General features: G+C 40.6%; 10 protein-coding genes and 1 pseudogene. All 11 read left to right on the forward strand.

Going from position 1 to position 15,281, the window contains the following annotated elements; genetic code table 11:
- The first annotated feature begins 252 nt into the window (after positions 1-252).
- Positions 253-3,352, forward strand: a pseudogene (locus ADICYQ_RS05630) (SusC/RagA family TonB-linked outer membrane protein).
- A 27-nt stretch (positions 3,353-3,379) separates the two neighbouring features.
- A complete protein-coding gene (locus tag ADICYQ_RS05635; RefSeq protein ID WP_040414719.1) occupies positions 3,380-4,885 on the forward strand; it encodes a RagB/SusD family nutrient uptake outer membrane protein in 1,506 nt (501 codons plus the stop codon).
- 247 nt (positions 4,886-5,132) lie between these two features.
- Positions 5,133-6,173, forward strand: a complete 1,041-nt coding sequence (locus tag ADICYQ_RS05640) for a ThuA domain-containing protein (protein WP_020889062.1) — start codon at positions 5,133-5,135, stop codon at positions 6,171-6,173.
- A 29-nt stretch (positions 6,174-6,202) separates the two neighbouring features.
- Positions 6,203-7,054 carry a sugar phosphate isomerase/epimerase family protein gene (locus ADICYQ_RS05645; protein ID WP_020889063.1) on the forward strand — a complete coding sequence of 284 codons (852 nt, stop codon included), beginning with the start codon at positions 6,203-6,205 and terminating at the stop codon, positions 7,052-7,054.
- Positions 7,055-7,114: 60 nt separating this feature from the next.
- Positions 7,115-7,939 carry a sugar phosphate isomerase/epimerase family protein gene (locus ADICYQ_RS05650; RefSeq protein WP_040414721.1) on the forward strand — a complete coding sequence of 275 codons (825 nt, stop codon included), beginning with the start codon at positions 7,115-7,117 and terminating at the stop codon, positions 7,937-7,939.
- 3 nt (positions 7,940-7,942) lie between these two features.
- Positions 7,943-8,746, forward strand: a complete 804-nt coding sequence (locus ADICYQ_RS05655) for an alpha/beta fold hydrolase (RefSeq protein ID WP_020889065.1) — start codon at positions 7,943-7,945, stop codon at positions 8,744-8,746.
- 141 nt (positions 8,747-8,887) lie between these two features.
- The gene (locus tag ADICYQ_RS05660; RefSeq protein WP_020889066.1) at positions 8,888-9,580 is read left to right on the forward strand and encodes a DUF8692 domain-containing protein; all 693 of its coding nucleotides are present in this window, start codon (positions 8,888-8,890) and stop codon (positions 9,578-9,580) included.
- A gap of 123 nt (positions 9,581-9,703) precedes the next feature.
- Complete coding sequence (locus tag ADICYQ_RS05665; RefSeq protein ID WP_020889067.1) at positions 9,704-10,834, forward strand: FG-GAP repeat domain-containing protein; 1,131 nt, start codon at positions 9,704-9,706, stop codon at positions 10,832-10,834.
- Positions 10,835-11,012: 178 nt separating this feature from the next.
- Positions 11,013-12,590: a calcineurin-like phosphoesterase C-terminal domain-containing protein gene (locus tag ADICYQ_RS05670; protein ID WP_020889068.1), complete on the forward strand. Its 1,578-nt coding sequence runs from the start codon at positions 11,013-11,015 to the stop codon at positions 12,588-12,590.
- 274 nt (positions 12,591-12,864) lie between these two features.
- Positions 12,865-13,434, forward strand: coding sequence for a hypothetical protein (locus ADICYQ_RS05675; RefSeq protein WP_020889069.1), 570 nt, complete (start codon positions 12,865-12,867; stop codon positions 13,432-13,434).
- A 231-nt stretch (positions 13,435-13,665) separates the two neighbouring features.
- Positions 13,666-15,222 carry a sulfatase gene (locus ADICYQ_RS05680; RefSeq protein ID WP_020889070.1) on the forward strand — a complete coding sequence of 519 codons (1,557 nt, stop codon included), beginning with the start codon at positions 13,666-13,668 and terminating at the stop codon, positions 15,220-15,222.
- Positions 15,223-15,281 lie beyond the last annotated feature (59 nt).

The following is a 15,281-nucleotide window of genomic DNA, read 5'->3' on the forward strand; positions in this document are numbered from 1 at the left end:
AAAAACTCATAAGTTATTAGTTTCAATAGATTTTAAAACCCAAATAGAATACTAATTAATCAATTTTTACAAAACTATATTATGAAATATATAAATAAATTATCTTTTATAACAATAATATTTTTTTACAGTAATTACATGACAGAACAGGATAGATACTATTAATTTATAGTTTATTTTTATAAATAATTACATATTTAATATAGGATTGATTTCATTTCATAATTCGTTATTAACTAAACCCAAAACACTATGAAAAGAATTTTTATTAAAACAAACAAATCCCAATTACTGGCATTTGTTTTCTCTCTTTTCTTATTAACCGGCCAAACATTGGCTCAAGAGAGCAGAATAATTAATGGTTTGATCAAAGCTCAAGAAGACCAGGAATTGATCCCGGGGGTATCTGTACTGGTCAAAGGAACAACCAGAGGTACTGTCACAGACATTGATGGTAAATTTAGTTTGGAAGTAAGCAATGGAGAAACTCTGGTCGCAAGCTTTATTGGTTACGAAAAAAAGAAGTCACCATCGAGGCAGGAATGAATGACATTGAAATACTGCTTGGCTATTCGTTTTCTGACTTGTCAGAAGTGGTAGTCGTTGGATATGGTACACAAAGAAAGTCTGACCTAACTGGCTCGGTAGGTTCGGTAAGCAGCGAGGCCCTCGAGGAAAGACCTTCAGCCTCCCTAAACCAAGCATTGTCAGGTAGAATTCAGGGTGTAAATGTATCAGTCAATTCCGGCAGACCTGGAGGACGCGCCAATATCAGGATCAGAGGAAACACCTCTGTCAGCATTGCCAATGACCCACTTTATGTCATCGATGGAGTCATTATACATGCAGCTGGTCTGGCAAATGGTAGCACGCCCATTGATTACATCAATCCCAACGATATCGCTTCCGTAGAAGTACTGAAAGATGCTTCTGCAACAGCCATATACGGTGCCAGAGGAGCAAACGGAGTCATTTTGGTAACTACCAAAAGAGGCAACAACAAAGGCGGAATGATCACTTTCGACACTGATGTAAGTGTAGGCGTTTTACCGAAGAAAATCCCTTTGTTAAACTCCGAAGAATTTCTTATGGTGGAAGATATCGCTTACCAGAATGCCCAAAAATACGACCCTACAGGCTGGGCAAACGGCATATATAGCGATCCCAAATTAAAAAGAACCAACCCCCTGTTGTTTGATGCCAACGGAAACCCACTTCATAACACAGATTGGCAGGATGAATCTTTCCGAAAAGCCGTCACTCAAAATTACCAATTAGGTCTTACAGGTGGCAATGAAAAAGACAGTTATGGTATTTACGTCAACCACAGAAATGAGGAAGGACTAATGCGTGAATCCTATCTAAAAAGATATGCTGGTAGATTTGTGTTTGACAGTCAAATAAAACCATGGCTAAAGGTAGGAGGAAGCCTCAGCTATACCGATCAGAAAGAAAGTCAGGTAGACCCACTGGGTGCCGGAGGCATTATAGCCATGAGACAAGTACTTGAAGCCCTCCCTATTATCCCCGTCCAATACAGTGATGGCAATTGGGCTGGAAATGAAGACTATCCCGGAATGGAAGGTGGCAACAACCCCTTACACGTGGCAAATGAGCGGGTATATATCGTCAATACCCAAACCATGTTGGGAAACATTTATGCCAATTTCAACCTGGCAGAAGGACTTGAGCTTCGCTCTGTTTTAGCTAGTAATATCATCAATCAAAGGGTGGACTATTATGGCGGAAGAACCCTTAACTACATAGCCAAAAACCAACGAGGTGATGCTTCCGTAATGAATGATCGCTTAAACTCCTGGCAATTTGAAAATTACCTGACGTATAACAAAGACCTTGATGAAAACCAATCTATTAATGCCCTATTGGGTATCTCATGGCAACATGTGGATCGTTTTAACAGCACTGCAAGGTCTCAGGACTTTCAGGACGATTATTTCATGTTCAACAATCTTGGTGCAGGAGCCAATGTTTTCCAAACCCTTTCAGGAACTTCAGCCTATGGCTTAAACTCCTATTTTGGCAGACTTAATTACAACCTCAAAGAAAAATACCTGGTAACCTTTACCGGTAGAATAGACGGTTCTTCAAAATTCGGAGAAGCCAATCGCTATGCTGTTTTCCCTTCGGCTGCCCTGGCTTGGAGAATCTCAGAGGAAGACTTTCTCCAAGACCATAAAACCATTTCCAACCTTAAATTAAGAGCAAGTTATGGGGTAACAGGAAACTCTGAAATACCCGCTTATCAAGCATTGGCAGGAATGGGTAATTACACCGTCATATTTAATGATTCCAGAAGTATAGGATTGGGTGTAAACCGGCTTTCCAACCCTGACCTCAGGTGGGAAAAAACCTATCAAACGGATGTGGGGTTAGAGCTAGGTCTGCTTAACAACCGAATTTCTTTCGAGTTTGACTTGTACAGAAAACTAACAGAAGACATGCTTCTAAATGCACCTGTCCCTTCCAGTAGTGGCTACAGTCTAGTCACCAGAAACATAGGAAGCATGGAAAACAAAGGGGTAGAATTTGCCCTTAATTCTGTGAACATGGTTAATAATGACTTTAAGTGGGACACCCATTTTAATATCTCAATTAACAAAAACAAAGTACTGGAACTCACAGGAGGAGCTGACATATTTTCTGGCTCTACAGTTATCCGGGAAGGTGAGCCCGTAAGCTCATTTTTTGGTTTGTACACCAGGGAACTTGGAATACAGATGAAGTTGACTTAGCTGCCCAATACCTTAAATTGCCCGGAGATATTAAATATGAAGATGTAAACGGAGATGGCGCTATCAACGACAATGACAGGGTAATTATTGGTCAGGGAATCCCCAAAGGCTTTGGCACCTTGATGAATACTTTTCAATACAAAAACCTGGAATTGATGGTGGACCTTCAATTTAACTATGGCAATAAAGTATTGTGGCGAAGCAAACACTCTGCAGAAGATCGTCAGGGAATAGCAAATAGTTTTAAAACAGTCTTAAATGCCTGGACACCCGACAATCAAAACACGAATATCGCACAGTTGAGACCATTGACAGCGGGATACAATACATTCAACGATTCAGACAGAACGCAGGACGGATCCTTTTTACGTGGCAGAAATCTACTCCTCGCCTACACTTTCGAACCCACCCTGATTGAAAAACTTAAATTAAGTAGGTTAAGGGCCTATGTTTCTGTCCAAAACTTCTTCCTAAGCACCAAGTTTCAAGGCTATGACCCCGAGGTATCTACCTCCGGATCTCCATTTGATCAAGGGGTAGATTTGTATTCCTACCCAAAACCAAGGGTATTTATGCTAGGATTAAACATTGCCCTTTAAACAGTTTCACTTGAATATTTATAGGATATGAAAAAGAATATAAAAAAAACAGGTCGTGTGATACTTATCAGTTTGCTAATGATCACAACTTGGGGATGTACAGAATTCCTCGATGAGACAGACAAATCCAATTTTACGCTAGAAAATTATTTCACCCGTCCTGAGCACGCTACCAGCGTAGTCAACTCTATCTATGAAAGCCTCAGACCGGTGATGGAATCTGGATTTGGCGGTGGCCCGTGGATGATGCTTGAATTCGCCACTGGCTTAGCCAACACAGAACTTGGGCAGGCCCAAAACAGCCTATTTGTAAGAAGTTTGATCAATAACTCAGACAATGGTTATGGCCAAACTTACTGGACAAGTTATTACAGGGGAATAGCAAATGCCAATCTTGCCATAGAAAAGATACCAGAAATAGAGATGGACAGTGAGACCCAAAACAAACTCCTTGGAGAAGCCAGGTTTTTGAGGGCTTACTATTACTATAATCTGATAAGGATTTTTGGCAATATTCCATTGATCACCACTTCTATTGATTTAACAAGTCCCGAATTGTATCCCGATCCAGCCACAACAGCCGCAGTATACGACCAGATCATAGCTGATCTTGAAGTTGCTGAAAACGCTGGATTGCCGTGGAGAGACAGTAGCGGAAGGGTTTCCCTTGGCGCAGTTAAAACCCTAATGGCCAGCGCATACCTTACCATGGCCGGCTATCCATTACAAGCAGGCGATCAATATTATCAACTGGCAGCAGAAAAAGCCAATGATGTCATTCAATCAGGCGTCTATGACTTGTTTACGGATTATGATAAACTTCATTCTGTGGAAGATAAAAATCAGGGAGAAAATATTTTCATGATACAATATGCTGCTTTTACCGTTCCTTCATCCTGGCAAGTATCCATAATCCCTTATAACCGGGGCATTTCCGCTTACAGTTCAGAGACAGGTGGTATATTTTCAAACCAAGAGTTTGTTGGTGCTTTTGAAGAGGGGGACAAAAGGACGGATGAAAAGACCTTCTTCTACACCGAATACAGCCTGGAGTCTGACAGAAGTTCCATTAAAGAATTGGGCGATTATTACATCTGGAAGCATTTTGACGAAGAAGCCCAATTAAATTCTACCAGTAGTGGATTGAATTGGCCGGTTTTCAGGTATGCGGAAGTATTGCTTATCTATGCAGAAGCGATGAATGAGGCCAATGGCCCTACCGATGCTGCTTTTGAAGCTGTCAATAAAATTCGTGAAAGAGCGGAATTACCAGCACTGGAAGGGTTAAATCAACAAGCATTCAGAGAGGCAGTTTGGCGAGAAAAATGGGTAGAATTGTGCTTCGAAAACAAAACATGGTTTGACATGGTAAGGTTACGAAAAGCCTGGAATGTGACCACTGGAGAATTTGAAGAGTATGTTGGACATCAATTTACATATGGTCCTACTATAAAGGAACGGGAATTGCTTTTCCCAATACCTACTGCGGAAATAAGAAACAATGAAAAACTAAGCCAAAATCAAGGGTACTAGTAAACCAATCAGTTTAAACTTAACCATTAAAAAGGGGTAAAAAGAGAATCAATCCTTCTTTTACCCCTTTTATCTATATTTACTCGGATCTATTTGATTAAATGAAGGAATGTTCCAAACAATTTTATTACTTTAAACCCCAAATATACAATCTCCATTCCCTTATGTAATGGAAACGATTCCTGATAAAGCTTGGGAGATTGAATTACAAAATCCAGAATAAATCTTGAAATAACACTTCCGATAAATGATTACAAAAAATCAATTCAATAGCAATGGGTTCAAAGTAGTAACCCTATTAATATTCACCCTTATTTGGTCTTCAAGTCTGGCTTTGGCCCAAGGTGACAAACTCCTACTACAATTCAAAGGTCAAAATGGCGCTGGTCAAGGGAAAAACATCGTTCTTATTAGTGGTGATGATGAATACAGGTCGGAAGAAGGACTTCCAATGATGGCAAAAATCTTATCCGAATACCATGGTTTCAACACCACTGTTCTTTTTCCTATCAATCCTGAGAACAATCAGGTAGTTCCAAATTATAAAACCAATATCCCAGGAATGGAACACCTTGAAAAAGCGGACCTGGTTATCATCCTGTTGCGCTTCCGTGAACTTCCTGATGAGCAAATGAAGTATTTTGATGCTTACCTGAAATCCGGAAAACCATTAATTGCTTTACGTACTTCCACCCATGCATTTAACTATGCAAAAGACAATAAAAGCCCTTATGCCAAATACCACTGGCAAAGCACTGTTCCTGGCTGGGAAAAAGGTTTCGGTAAAAAAATATTGGGTGAAACCTGGGTTGCCCACCACGGGCATCATGCTGTAGAAGGTACCAGGGCACTTTTAGACGGGATTCAGGTTTCTGCTAAAAACCCTTTGTTAAATGGAGTCACCGACATATGGGCAGCTTCTGATGTTTACACCATCAATTCCTTGGGAAAAGATACAGAAGTATTGATCCATGGAGCATCTACTTCAGGAATGAATGCAGAGGCTTCTATCAACTGGAAAAAATCACTGATGCCTGTAGTTTGGACTAAAAGCTACCAGATTGAAGGCGGCAAAAAAGGCAAAGTGTTAGCCAGCACCTTGGGCGCATCTGTAGACCTTTTAAGCGAAGATCTTCGTCGTTTGATCGTCAATGCAAGTTATTGGGGACTAGACATGGAAGGAGACATTCCTGAAAAAGCAAAAGTGGACATTATAGGCGATTACAAACCCTCTATGTTTGGTTTTGACAATTTTAGACTTGGTATGAAAGTCACTGATTTCGAATAATTTTTAAAGCCTAAAATAAAAAATATACAATGAACAAAATTGGATTTAACGTCCTGGCATGGTCTGCTTCGGTTTCTGATGAATTAAAACCCATTATCGAAAGACTAAAAGCCATAGGATATGATGGCGTAGAGTTTTTCGTCGGTTCACCTGACGAAAAAGCCTACAAGGAAATTGGAGAATTCACTGCAAATGCAGGACTTGAAAGCAGTACGGTATTCGTATTGGGCCCAGATGAAAACCCCATTGATCCAGATCCAAAAGTGAGAGCTAAAGCCCTGGATAAAATGAAATGGACCATCGATCGCTCCCATGACCTTGGGGCTAAAGTAATCTGTGGACCTTTTCATTCCGCATTTTCTACTTTTGCCAAAAGGTCTCCTAACGAAGACGAGTACAGTAGAAGTGCCGAAATATTGTATCAAGCGGGCGAGCATGCCAAGCAAGCGGGAATTGTTCTTACCCCAGAAGCATTGAACCGTTTTGAATGCTACCTGTGCAACACCATGGACCAATTGCTGCATTTGATCAATAAGACCAACCATCCCAATGTAAAGGCGATGTTTGATACCCACCATGCAAATATCGAAGAGAAAAACCTGGGAGATGCCATTAGAAAAATAGCACCCGTTCTTCACCATGTACACATTAGCGAAAACGACAGAGGCACACCGGGATCAGGTCATGTTCCATGGGACGACACTTTCGCTACTTTGGCTGAAATAAAATTTAAAGGCTGGCTAACAATTGAAGGCTTCACTAGAAATGATCCTGATTTCGCCAATTCAATAGGAGTTTGGAGAGAGTTTTCTCAACCTTGGGAAATGGCTGAAAACGGCTACAAATTCATTAAAATGATGGGTGAAAAACACGGGCTTTAAGGCTTGTCATCAATTTTAGAATCAATTTACAATTAACAATAACCAAAATAACCATACAAAATGTCTGAACTCCCCTTTCGCTTCGGCGCAGAAGTTTACACTTGGTTCATGAGCAACAATGGAGAAACCTACAAGGGCCAGTTGGGTCATATGATAGAAGTAATCTCCAAAGCAGGCTTCACCGGCATACAGCCTATTTTCACCTGGATGGGCCCATTGGCAGATGCTGATGCACTTGAAGAAAAGTTAAAAGAACAAAACATCTCTCTTGCAGCAGTAGCCCTGGCTTTGGACTGGAATGGGAACAAAGAAACGGATGAGGAGAAAAAAATCGCCGATGAAGCCATTAAACTGCTGTCTCGATTTCCTGGATCAGTTCTTTGCACTGTACAAATTCCTACCGGAAGACATGATCTTGATCAAAGGAGGAAAAACCTAGTGGACATCGTGAACACAGTTTCGGCCAGAGCAAAAGATCAAGGGGTAACAAGCAGCTTTCACCCTAATTCCCCACATACTTCCATTACCAGAACTGAAGAAGATTACAAGGTAATCCTTGAATCTCTTGACCCAAAAGTCACGGGCTGGTGCCCTGATGTGGGACACATTATCAATGGTGGCATGGACCCTTTGACCAAGATGAAAGAGTACAAGTCCTTGATCAATCATGTTCATTACAAGGATTGGGACGGAAAACCTGAATTCACTCTGATGGGAAATGGAAAAGTGGAGCTTACAAGCATCACTCAATGGTTAAAAGACGAGAAATTTGATGGCTGGATCATTTGTGAAGACGAAGGTCAAGAGGCGTTGAAAGACCCTGATTTTGTAACCCTCCACGATGGGAAATGGGTGCACGAATCCCTTATCCCCAAATTGAAATAGCCCATGCCTACGATTAAAACCAATGGAATCAACCTCTACTATGAGGAAAGCGGGCAAGGAGAACCACTGCTTCTGATCATGGGGATCACCGCCCCCGGGGCAGTTTGGGAAAAGCACCTGGAACATTGGCAGCAATCCTTCAGGTGTATCATTGTAGACAATAGGGGTGTTGGCCTTTCTGACAAACCAGCCGGACCTTATACTTCAGCCCAAATGGCAGATGACTGTGCTGGATTATTGGCACACCTGGGTTTGGAAAAAGTAAGAGTAGCCGGCGTATCCATGGGAAGTATCATTGCACAGGAGCTTGCCTTCCGACATCCTCATCTTGTCAAGTCTATGGTACTGATGTGTCCTTGGGCGAGATGTGACAACACCGCCAAAGATATTTTCAAACACATGGTGGACATCAAGGCCAGGTTAAGGCCTGAAGAATTTAGCAGATACATTCAACTGTTGATTTTTTCTAAGGCTTCTTTTGATGATGAGGAAACCTATAAAGGAATGCTTGAGGACCGGAAAAATGCAAAAAATGACACCAACCCACAACCCCTGATAGGGCTTGAAGGGCAGGCCGCCGCATGTATGAATCATGATCTACTTGAACATTTGCACAGAATAAAACAACCCGTGCTGGTCATCGGAGGAGAAGAAGACAAATTTACCCCTCTATGGATGACCAAAGAAGTTGCTGGTGCCATTCCCAATGCGACTTTACATACCTACCCAGGAAGCGGACATGCCTTCCACTGGGAAAACATTGAAGACTTTAACCCCAGGATAAAGCAGTGGTTTATAACCCATTAATATAAATGAACCAGGACCAATATCTTTCGATATTGGTCCTTTTTTTTACCTTATTAGATCTATTTTTTTTGATTGGTCCGTATATTTTATTATATTAACCAACACCCCTACATTACCTATAATAACCTAATATTCACCCAAATGAAATTCTTCATACCAACTAAAAAGCTTTTCAAAGCTTTTTTAGTGGCAATCTTTGTATTGCTACTTTTGAATACCCTTAGCATATTTCTAGCTATAAATCATAATGAAAATAGGGCTTTAGAAGCTTTTATTATTCGCCTTTTTGATTTTAATCAGGAAGCAAATATCCCTTCCTTCTTCACATCGATTCAATTTTTAATAGCTACTATTTTACTGTTGATCATTACTGTTTATAAAAAAATGAGTGGTAAAAAATACATGGGATGGCTTGGGATGACACTAGTATTTTCCCTTTTAATGTTGGATGAAGCTGTTTCTATTCATGAGTTTTTGATTGGTTATCTACGTGAAAAAAACAACTCTTCCGATTTTTTCTATTATGTAAGTGTAATAGTCTTTGGACTGGTGATTTTGGGAACAACCCTGATATACATTCCTTTCTTTAATCATCTCAATAGAAAATTACTCTTTTCAATGTTATTGTCTGCCGGAATATTTTTGATGGGAGCTATTGTTTTTGAGACATTAGGAGAAAACACTTTTGATGCAAATGGACAAAGCTTTGGTTACCGGCTGATTTATACGGTAGAAGAAACCCTGGAAATGCTTGGTCTTGCAGTATTTATCAACACCCTCAATTGGTACATTTCCATCAAAATGCAAAAAATATCCATTGTGCTAACGGTTTAAAATTCCCCAGACATCAAACTTCACCGGATTCATCTTATTTAATCAAACAATTAATATTTTGCCATTCACAGAAAACTGGACAGTACAGGACAGTTGTTTTGGATAAACAGCTATCTTTAATGTATGAATCTAACCCTTAATATCGCACTTCTTTTGGCAGGATTGAGTAATGATCCCAAGCCCATAACCTTTGAAAAACAATTGATAGCCATGGAGACCGCTGAATCGGCAGGTGTTTTCGATGTAGATGGTGACGGACAACTCGACATCGTATCGGGAAGCTATTGGTACAAGGGGCCTGAATTTACCAAAAGACAATTGATTGGTCAGGTAAAACGAGTTAGCGAATATTTTGATGATTTCTCGACTATCCCTATGGATGTCAATGGAGACGGTAAAATGGACTATGTCACTGGAGGCTGGTTTGGACAGACACTTTACTGGGCCGAAAACCCTGGGGGCAACAAGGAATGGGCTATTCATGAAATTACAAAACCTGGCAATGTGGAAACTACCCGTGCCTGGGATGTAGACAATGACGGACACCTGGACATTGTACCCAACACACCCAATCAACCCCTCGCCTACTACACCCTGATTCGTGATGCGGGTGGCAAAGGTACAGGCGAATTTGAAAAACACCCTGTCACACAAAAGCATGGACACGGCCTTGGATTTGGTGATATAAATGGAGACGGCAGAGGTGATTTCATCGTTCCTGAAGGCTGGCTTGAAGCACCTCAAGACCTCAAAAATGGAAAATGGAAGCTCCACGACACTTTTCAACTGGGAGGTGCAAGCGTACCCATTATTGTAACTGATGTAAACAAAGACGGTTTAAATGACCTTATCGTTGGGCAAGGCCATGACTATGGTTTGCACTGGTACGAACAGGTCAAAAGCGGAGACAAAATCTCCTTTATAAAACATGCCATTGATCCTTATCAGTCTCAATACCACACCATGGAATGGGTGGACATAGACAATGATGGAGAAATGGAACTTGTGACTGGCAAACGCTACCGAGCCCACAATGGCAATGACCCGGGAGGAAATGATTTTCTGGGAATGTATTATTTCAAATGGAACGGGGAGTCATTTACCAAAAATGTGATTAGCTATGGCCCATTTGGAGAAGGTAAGGGAGCTGGTTTGTATTTCTCAGTTGCCGATCTGAATGGCAATGGAATGAAAGATATTGTAGTGGCCGGAAAAGATGGCTTGGTGGTTTTTCACAATAAAGGAAGTCGCTAACAACAACAATAACCCAATATAACCTGACTGTTAATACCAGGTGTTTGAAAAATAACTTTTAATTAATAGGCTGCACTGATCCTTGGTTAGTGCATTCTCTATATTTGGTTTTCATTCCGGAGGGACAATAGTGCCGTTATTATTCTCCCTCCCAGGTATTTTAAACAAACAATAGCTCATGAAGAAATTAATTGCCTTTTGCTGGGCCATAAGCATCAGCTTTGGCCTATTTGCTCAAAACAATGTGGTTGGTTATGTCTATGAAGACAGCAATCAGAACGGTAAAAAAGAACGCCGCGAAAAAGGCGTAGCAGACGTCGCCGTCAGCAATGGAAAAGAAGTAGTGCTTACAGATAGCAAAGGTAAATACTCCCTACCTATTGGCTCAGACAATATAATTTTTGTTATCAAGCCGAGTGGATTTAAAGTTCCGGTAGGAGAAAATCAGTTGCCAGACTATTATTACAACCACAAACCAGACGGTTCTCCAGAACTACAATACAAAGGAACTGCTCCAACCGGAAAGCTGCCAAAATCAGTGAATTTTGCCCTTCTTAAAAATGAAGAGCCTGACAATTTCACGGCCATGATTTTTGGAGACCCGCAACCCTATAACACAACAGAATTGGATCAATTCGCGAAAGGTGTTGTAGATAAAGCAAAGCATGAAAGCAATATTAGCTTTGGTATAAGTTTGGGAGATTTGGCAGGTGATGACCTTGATTTACACCCTCCATATGTAGAGATCCTGAAAAAAACCAGTTGGCATTGGTACAATGTGATGGGCAACCATGACATGAACTATGATGCAAAAGTTGACGAGCATTCTGACGAGTCCTTTGAGCGTGTATTTGGTCCTGCAACCTATTCCTTCAACCACGCCAACGCTCACTTTATCATAATGGATGACATTCTCTATCCAGACCCAAGGGATGGCAAAGGTTATTGGGGTGGCTTTACAAAAACCCAGCTGGATTTTATTGAAAATGACCTAAAACATGTTCCAAAAGAAAAATTAATAGTTTTGTCTTTTCATATCCCCTTCCTCCATATCAATGAAAATGGCTTCAGGAACAGTGACAGACAAAAGATTTTTGATCTATTAAAGGACTACGATAATGTATTGGCGCTTTCTGCGCATACCCATTTGCAGCGTCACAATTTTTATACCCAAGAAGATGGCTGGAAAGGCAGCAATCCTTTTCATGAATACAATGCAGGAACCACCTCTGGGGATTGGTATTCGGGTAAAATAAATGATGACGGGGTACCAATTTCTACCATGCGAGATGGAACTCCTAAAGGCTATGCCTTATTACATATTGAAGGCAATCAATACAAAATCGATTATCAGGTAATCGGAGAATCAAAGGAACACCAGATTAAGATCTTTAACCCCAAAGTAGTGGCCAACAATAGAGGCACAGGTTCAGGCATCTTTGCCAACTTCTACATGGGTGACAAAAACGACCTTGTGGAATATAAAATAGACAATGGTCCATGGAAAGAAATGAGCTGGGTAGAAGCTCCAGATCCTTCTTATGCTGCCTCAGTAATGGAATGGGACTTAATGGATCAATTGGAACCAGGAAGAAGACCTTCCAACCCTGTCAATGCTACTCACCTTTGGAGAGGAGGTATAGACACCAAATTGGCGGTAGGCAAGCATATCATCACTGTCAGAGCAAAGGACATGTTTGGCCGTACCTTTACAGAAACAAGCGAATATATCGTTGCTGAACCAGTGGCTTATTAAGCTTTAAAGGACTTTTAGATGTTTCAAAATGGTGGCTTAGGTGTCAGAAGTAGTACTTCTGATATTTTTGCCACTATTTTTTTTAAGGTTTTTGGGTATTGATTTTTTCAGCGGATTGAAACGGAGAAAAAAAGATCAATTGTCTATTCTTTTATTAAGGTTAATTGATTTTTAAATCAATTAAAAATCAATTAGATTAGTAATATTATCTAGGTAGAAATATACTCATCTGTACTTTTACAACTATGTAAGGCAGTATTATCAACAATAGGCAATGAAAAAAACTGCGCTTTCCTTTCTTTTCGCATTACTAACAAGTATCAGTTACGGACAAACAATTAATACGGACAAATATTTGGTTTTTTATGAGCAAATAAATACCTCCAAATTATATCAATCGATTAACAGCACCTACTTAGACTACTATCTTGAAGGTAAAACCAAATTTGGGAAAAATGATTATTATACAAAAATCAGGGAATATTCCTGGGGCAAAACTGACACAAGCTACTATAGAGAGGACAACAAAAATTATTATCACTTCGACTCTAAAGTAAACAGTGAATCTGTAGTCTTGCCAAAGAAAATTGTAATGGGACAAGAATGGTTTGAAGCTGATGGTAGTTGGTCTTATAAAGTTATTGGAATTGACGAAAAACTTGAAACGCCCACAAGAAAATATGATAACTTAATCGTTCTAGAATGCAAACAGTTACAAGATCGAGACAAGCAAAAGAGCAAAATATATCACTTATATTATTCCAAAGGACTTGGAATGGTTGGAAGCATGAATAATATGCAATTGACCAGCTATTTATTAGAGGTGAAAAAGAAAACCAATTGAGGATTAAAATAGAGTCCTCAAAATTTACTTTTAATTGTAACCTAGAATCCCAAAGGCTTGGAAAGCCATAATCAGAAAATATTTTGCCCCAAAATATACAATAGCTCAGCTATAACCTGCTGAAACTACTTGAAGATCAGGCCATCGTTACCAGCAACGACTATGATTTTTTGTGTTTCAATATTCACCCTAAAGGATACGCTAACACCACGACAATTCAATTGCACACCTATGAAAAATTCACCTGTAAAAATCCACTATTCGCTACTTGCCTTGGCTTTGTTACTTCTCAGCAATTGCAGCCCTCCACAACAACAAATTGAGGAGAAACCAAATATCCTGTTTTTAGCCGTGGATGATATGAATGACTGGGCAGGTTTTTTGTCTGGCCATACGGGCATGAAAATTCACACCCCAAATATTGACCGACTTGCTGCTTCTTCAATGATTTTCACCAATGCCCATACTCCGGCACCGGCCTGTGCACCTACGAGAGCGGCTATCCTCAGCGGGGTACATCACGCCCGTTCTGGAGCCGAAAACGTATATTGGGGAGACGGCCCTAAGTGGCGGGAATTTGACGCACTAAAGAAGGTAACTACCCTTGAACAATTCTTCAAAAAAAACGGCTATAAAACACTAGGTGCGGGTAAGATTTACCACAGCCAGGCACCACCATGGGATGCTACGAGTCAGGTAGAACCAGCAAACTGGGATTTTTACTACCCTAGCCCTTATATTTCCCACCCTTACCAAATCCGTGCCCCTGAGGAGGTGATCTATCCTGAGGATGTAGACAATGAAAGCCGCCCTGGAGGAGGAGCAGATGGCTGGTGGACCTGGGGAGCAATTCCTATTCCAGATGAAAAAATGGCCGATTATCACGTAGCCGATTGGGCCAGGTACCAACTTGGCCAAAAACATGACAAACCCTTTTTCCTTGCCGTAGGAATGTGGAAGCCGCATGACCCTTGGGAAGTTCCGCAAAAATATTTCGACATGTATCCACTAGAAGACATCGTTTTGCCGGAACGTAAAGAGGATGACCTGGAAGATTCATTCGATCATGGACGAAGATGGATAATGAAATGGGTATTGGACAACGATCAATGGAAAAAAATAATCCAATCTTATGCAGCCTCCATCACCTTCTCTGACGCCATGGTAGGAAGGGTTTTGGATGCCTACGAAAATTCTGAACATACTGACAATACCATTGTCGTGTTATGGTCTGATCATGGCATGCATATGGGAGAGAAAGACAACATCGAAAAATTCACGCTTTGGGAAAGATCTACCAGGGTACCTTTGCTCATTTCTGCTCCAGGCATGTCTTTAGCAGGTATGGTTTGCGAACAACCGGTAAGTTTAATGGATTTGTATCCAACGCTTGTTGACCTAGCAGGATTTGAGCAACCTTCCCATTTGGATGGAAACAGTCTTTTGCCTCAACTGAAGGACCCAAACACTGAAACTTCACCTGTTATATCAAGCTATAAATTTGCCTACCAAAAAAAGGATGCGATCACAGGACATGCTGTGAGAAGCATAAGGTACCGTTATATTTATTATCCTGAAATCAACTTTGAGGAGCTTTATGATCACGAGAATGACCCAAATGAATGGGACAATATCGCCTATAAAGAGGGTAATACGCAAATCATCGAAGACCATAAAAAAGCACTTTTGGAAATGTTGCCCCAGATGGTTTGGGCAGAAGGCGAACCTATTGGTTATTCGATTGACGGTGAAGGAAATGTAAAAAAGGACAACTTTGAATCATTTTAATGGTTCAAAGTTAGACCTGGAGGATACTATTGATAAATTGAAGACCATGAATTACAGTG

Origin of the sequence: Cyclobacterium qasimii M12-11B, from assembly GCF_000427295.1 — a bacterium.
GTDB classification, from domain to species: domain Bacteria; phylum Bacteroidota; class Bacteroidia; order Cytophagales; family Cyclobacteriaceae; genus Cyclobacterium; species Cyclobacterium qasimii.

Excerpts from the sequence above, each read along its gene's own strand:
- ADICYQ_RS05635 (WP_040414719.1), top strand. The coding sequence starts at position 3,380 with ATGAAAAAGAATATAAAAAAAACAGGTCGTGTGATACTTATCAGTTTG.
- ADICYQ_RS05640 (WP_020889062.1), top strand. The coding sequence starts at position 5,133 with ATGATTACAAAAAATCAATTCAATAGCAATGGGTTCAAAGTAGTAACC.
- ADICYQ_RS05645 (WP_020889063.1), top strand. The coding sequence starts at position 6,203 with ATGAACAAAATTGGATTTAACGTCCTGGCATGGTCTGCTTCGGTTTCT.
- ADICYQ_RS05650 (WP_040414721.1), top strand. The coding sequence starts at position 7,115 with ATGTCTGAACTCCCCTTTCGCTTCGGCGCAGAAGTTTACACTTGGTTC.
- ADICYQ_RS05655 (WP_020889065.1), top strand. The coding sequence starts at position 7,943 with ATGCCTACGATTAAAACCAATGGAATCAACCTCTACTATGAGGAAAGC.
- ADICYQ_RS05660 (WP_020889066.1), top strand. The coding sequence starts at position 8,888 with ATGAAATTCTTCATACCAACTAAAAAGCTTTTCAAAGCTTTTTTAGTG.
- ADICYQ_RS05665 (WP_020889067.1), top strand. The coding sequence starts at position 9,704 with ATGAATCTAACCCTTAATATCGCACTTCTTTTGGCAGGATTGAGTAAT.
- ADICYQ_RS05670 (WP_020889068.1), top strand. The coding sequence starts at position 11,013 with ATGAAGAAATTAATTGCCTTTTGCTGGGCCATAAGCATCAGCTTTGGC.
- ADICYQ_RS05675 (WP_020889069.1), top strand. The coding sequence starts at position 12,865 with ATGAAAAAAACTGCGCTTTCCTTTCTTTTCGCATTACTAACAAGTATC.
- ADICYQ_RS05680 (WP_020889070.1), top strand. The coding sequence starts at position 13,666 with ATGAAAAATTCACCTGTAAAAATCCACTATTCGCTACTTGCCTTGGCT.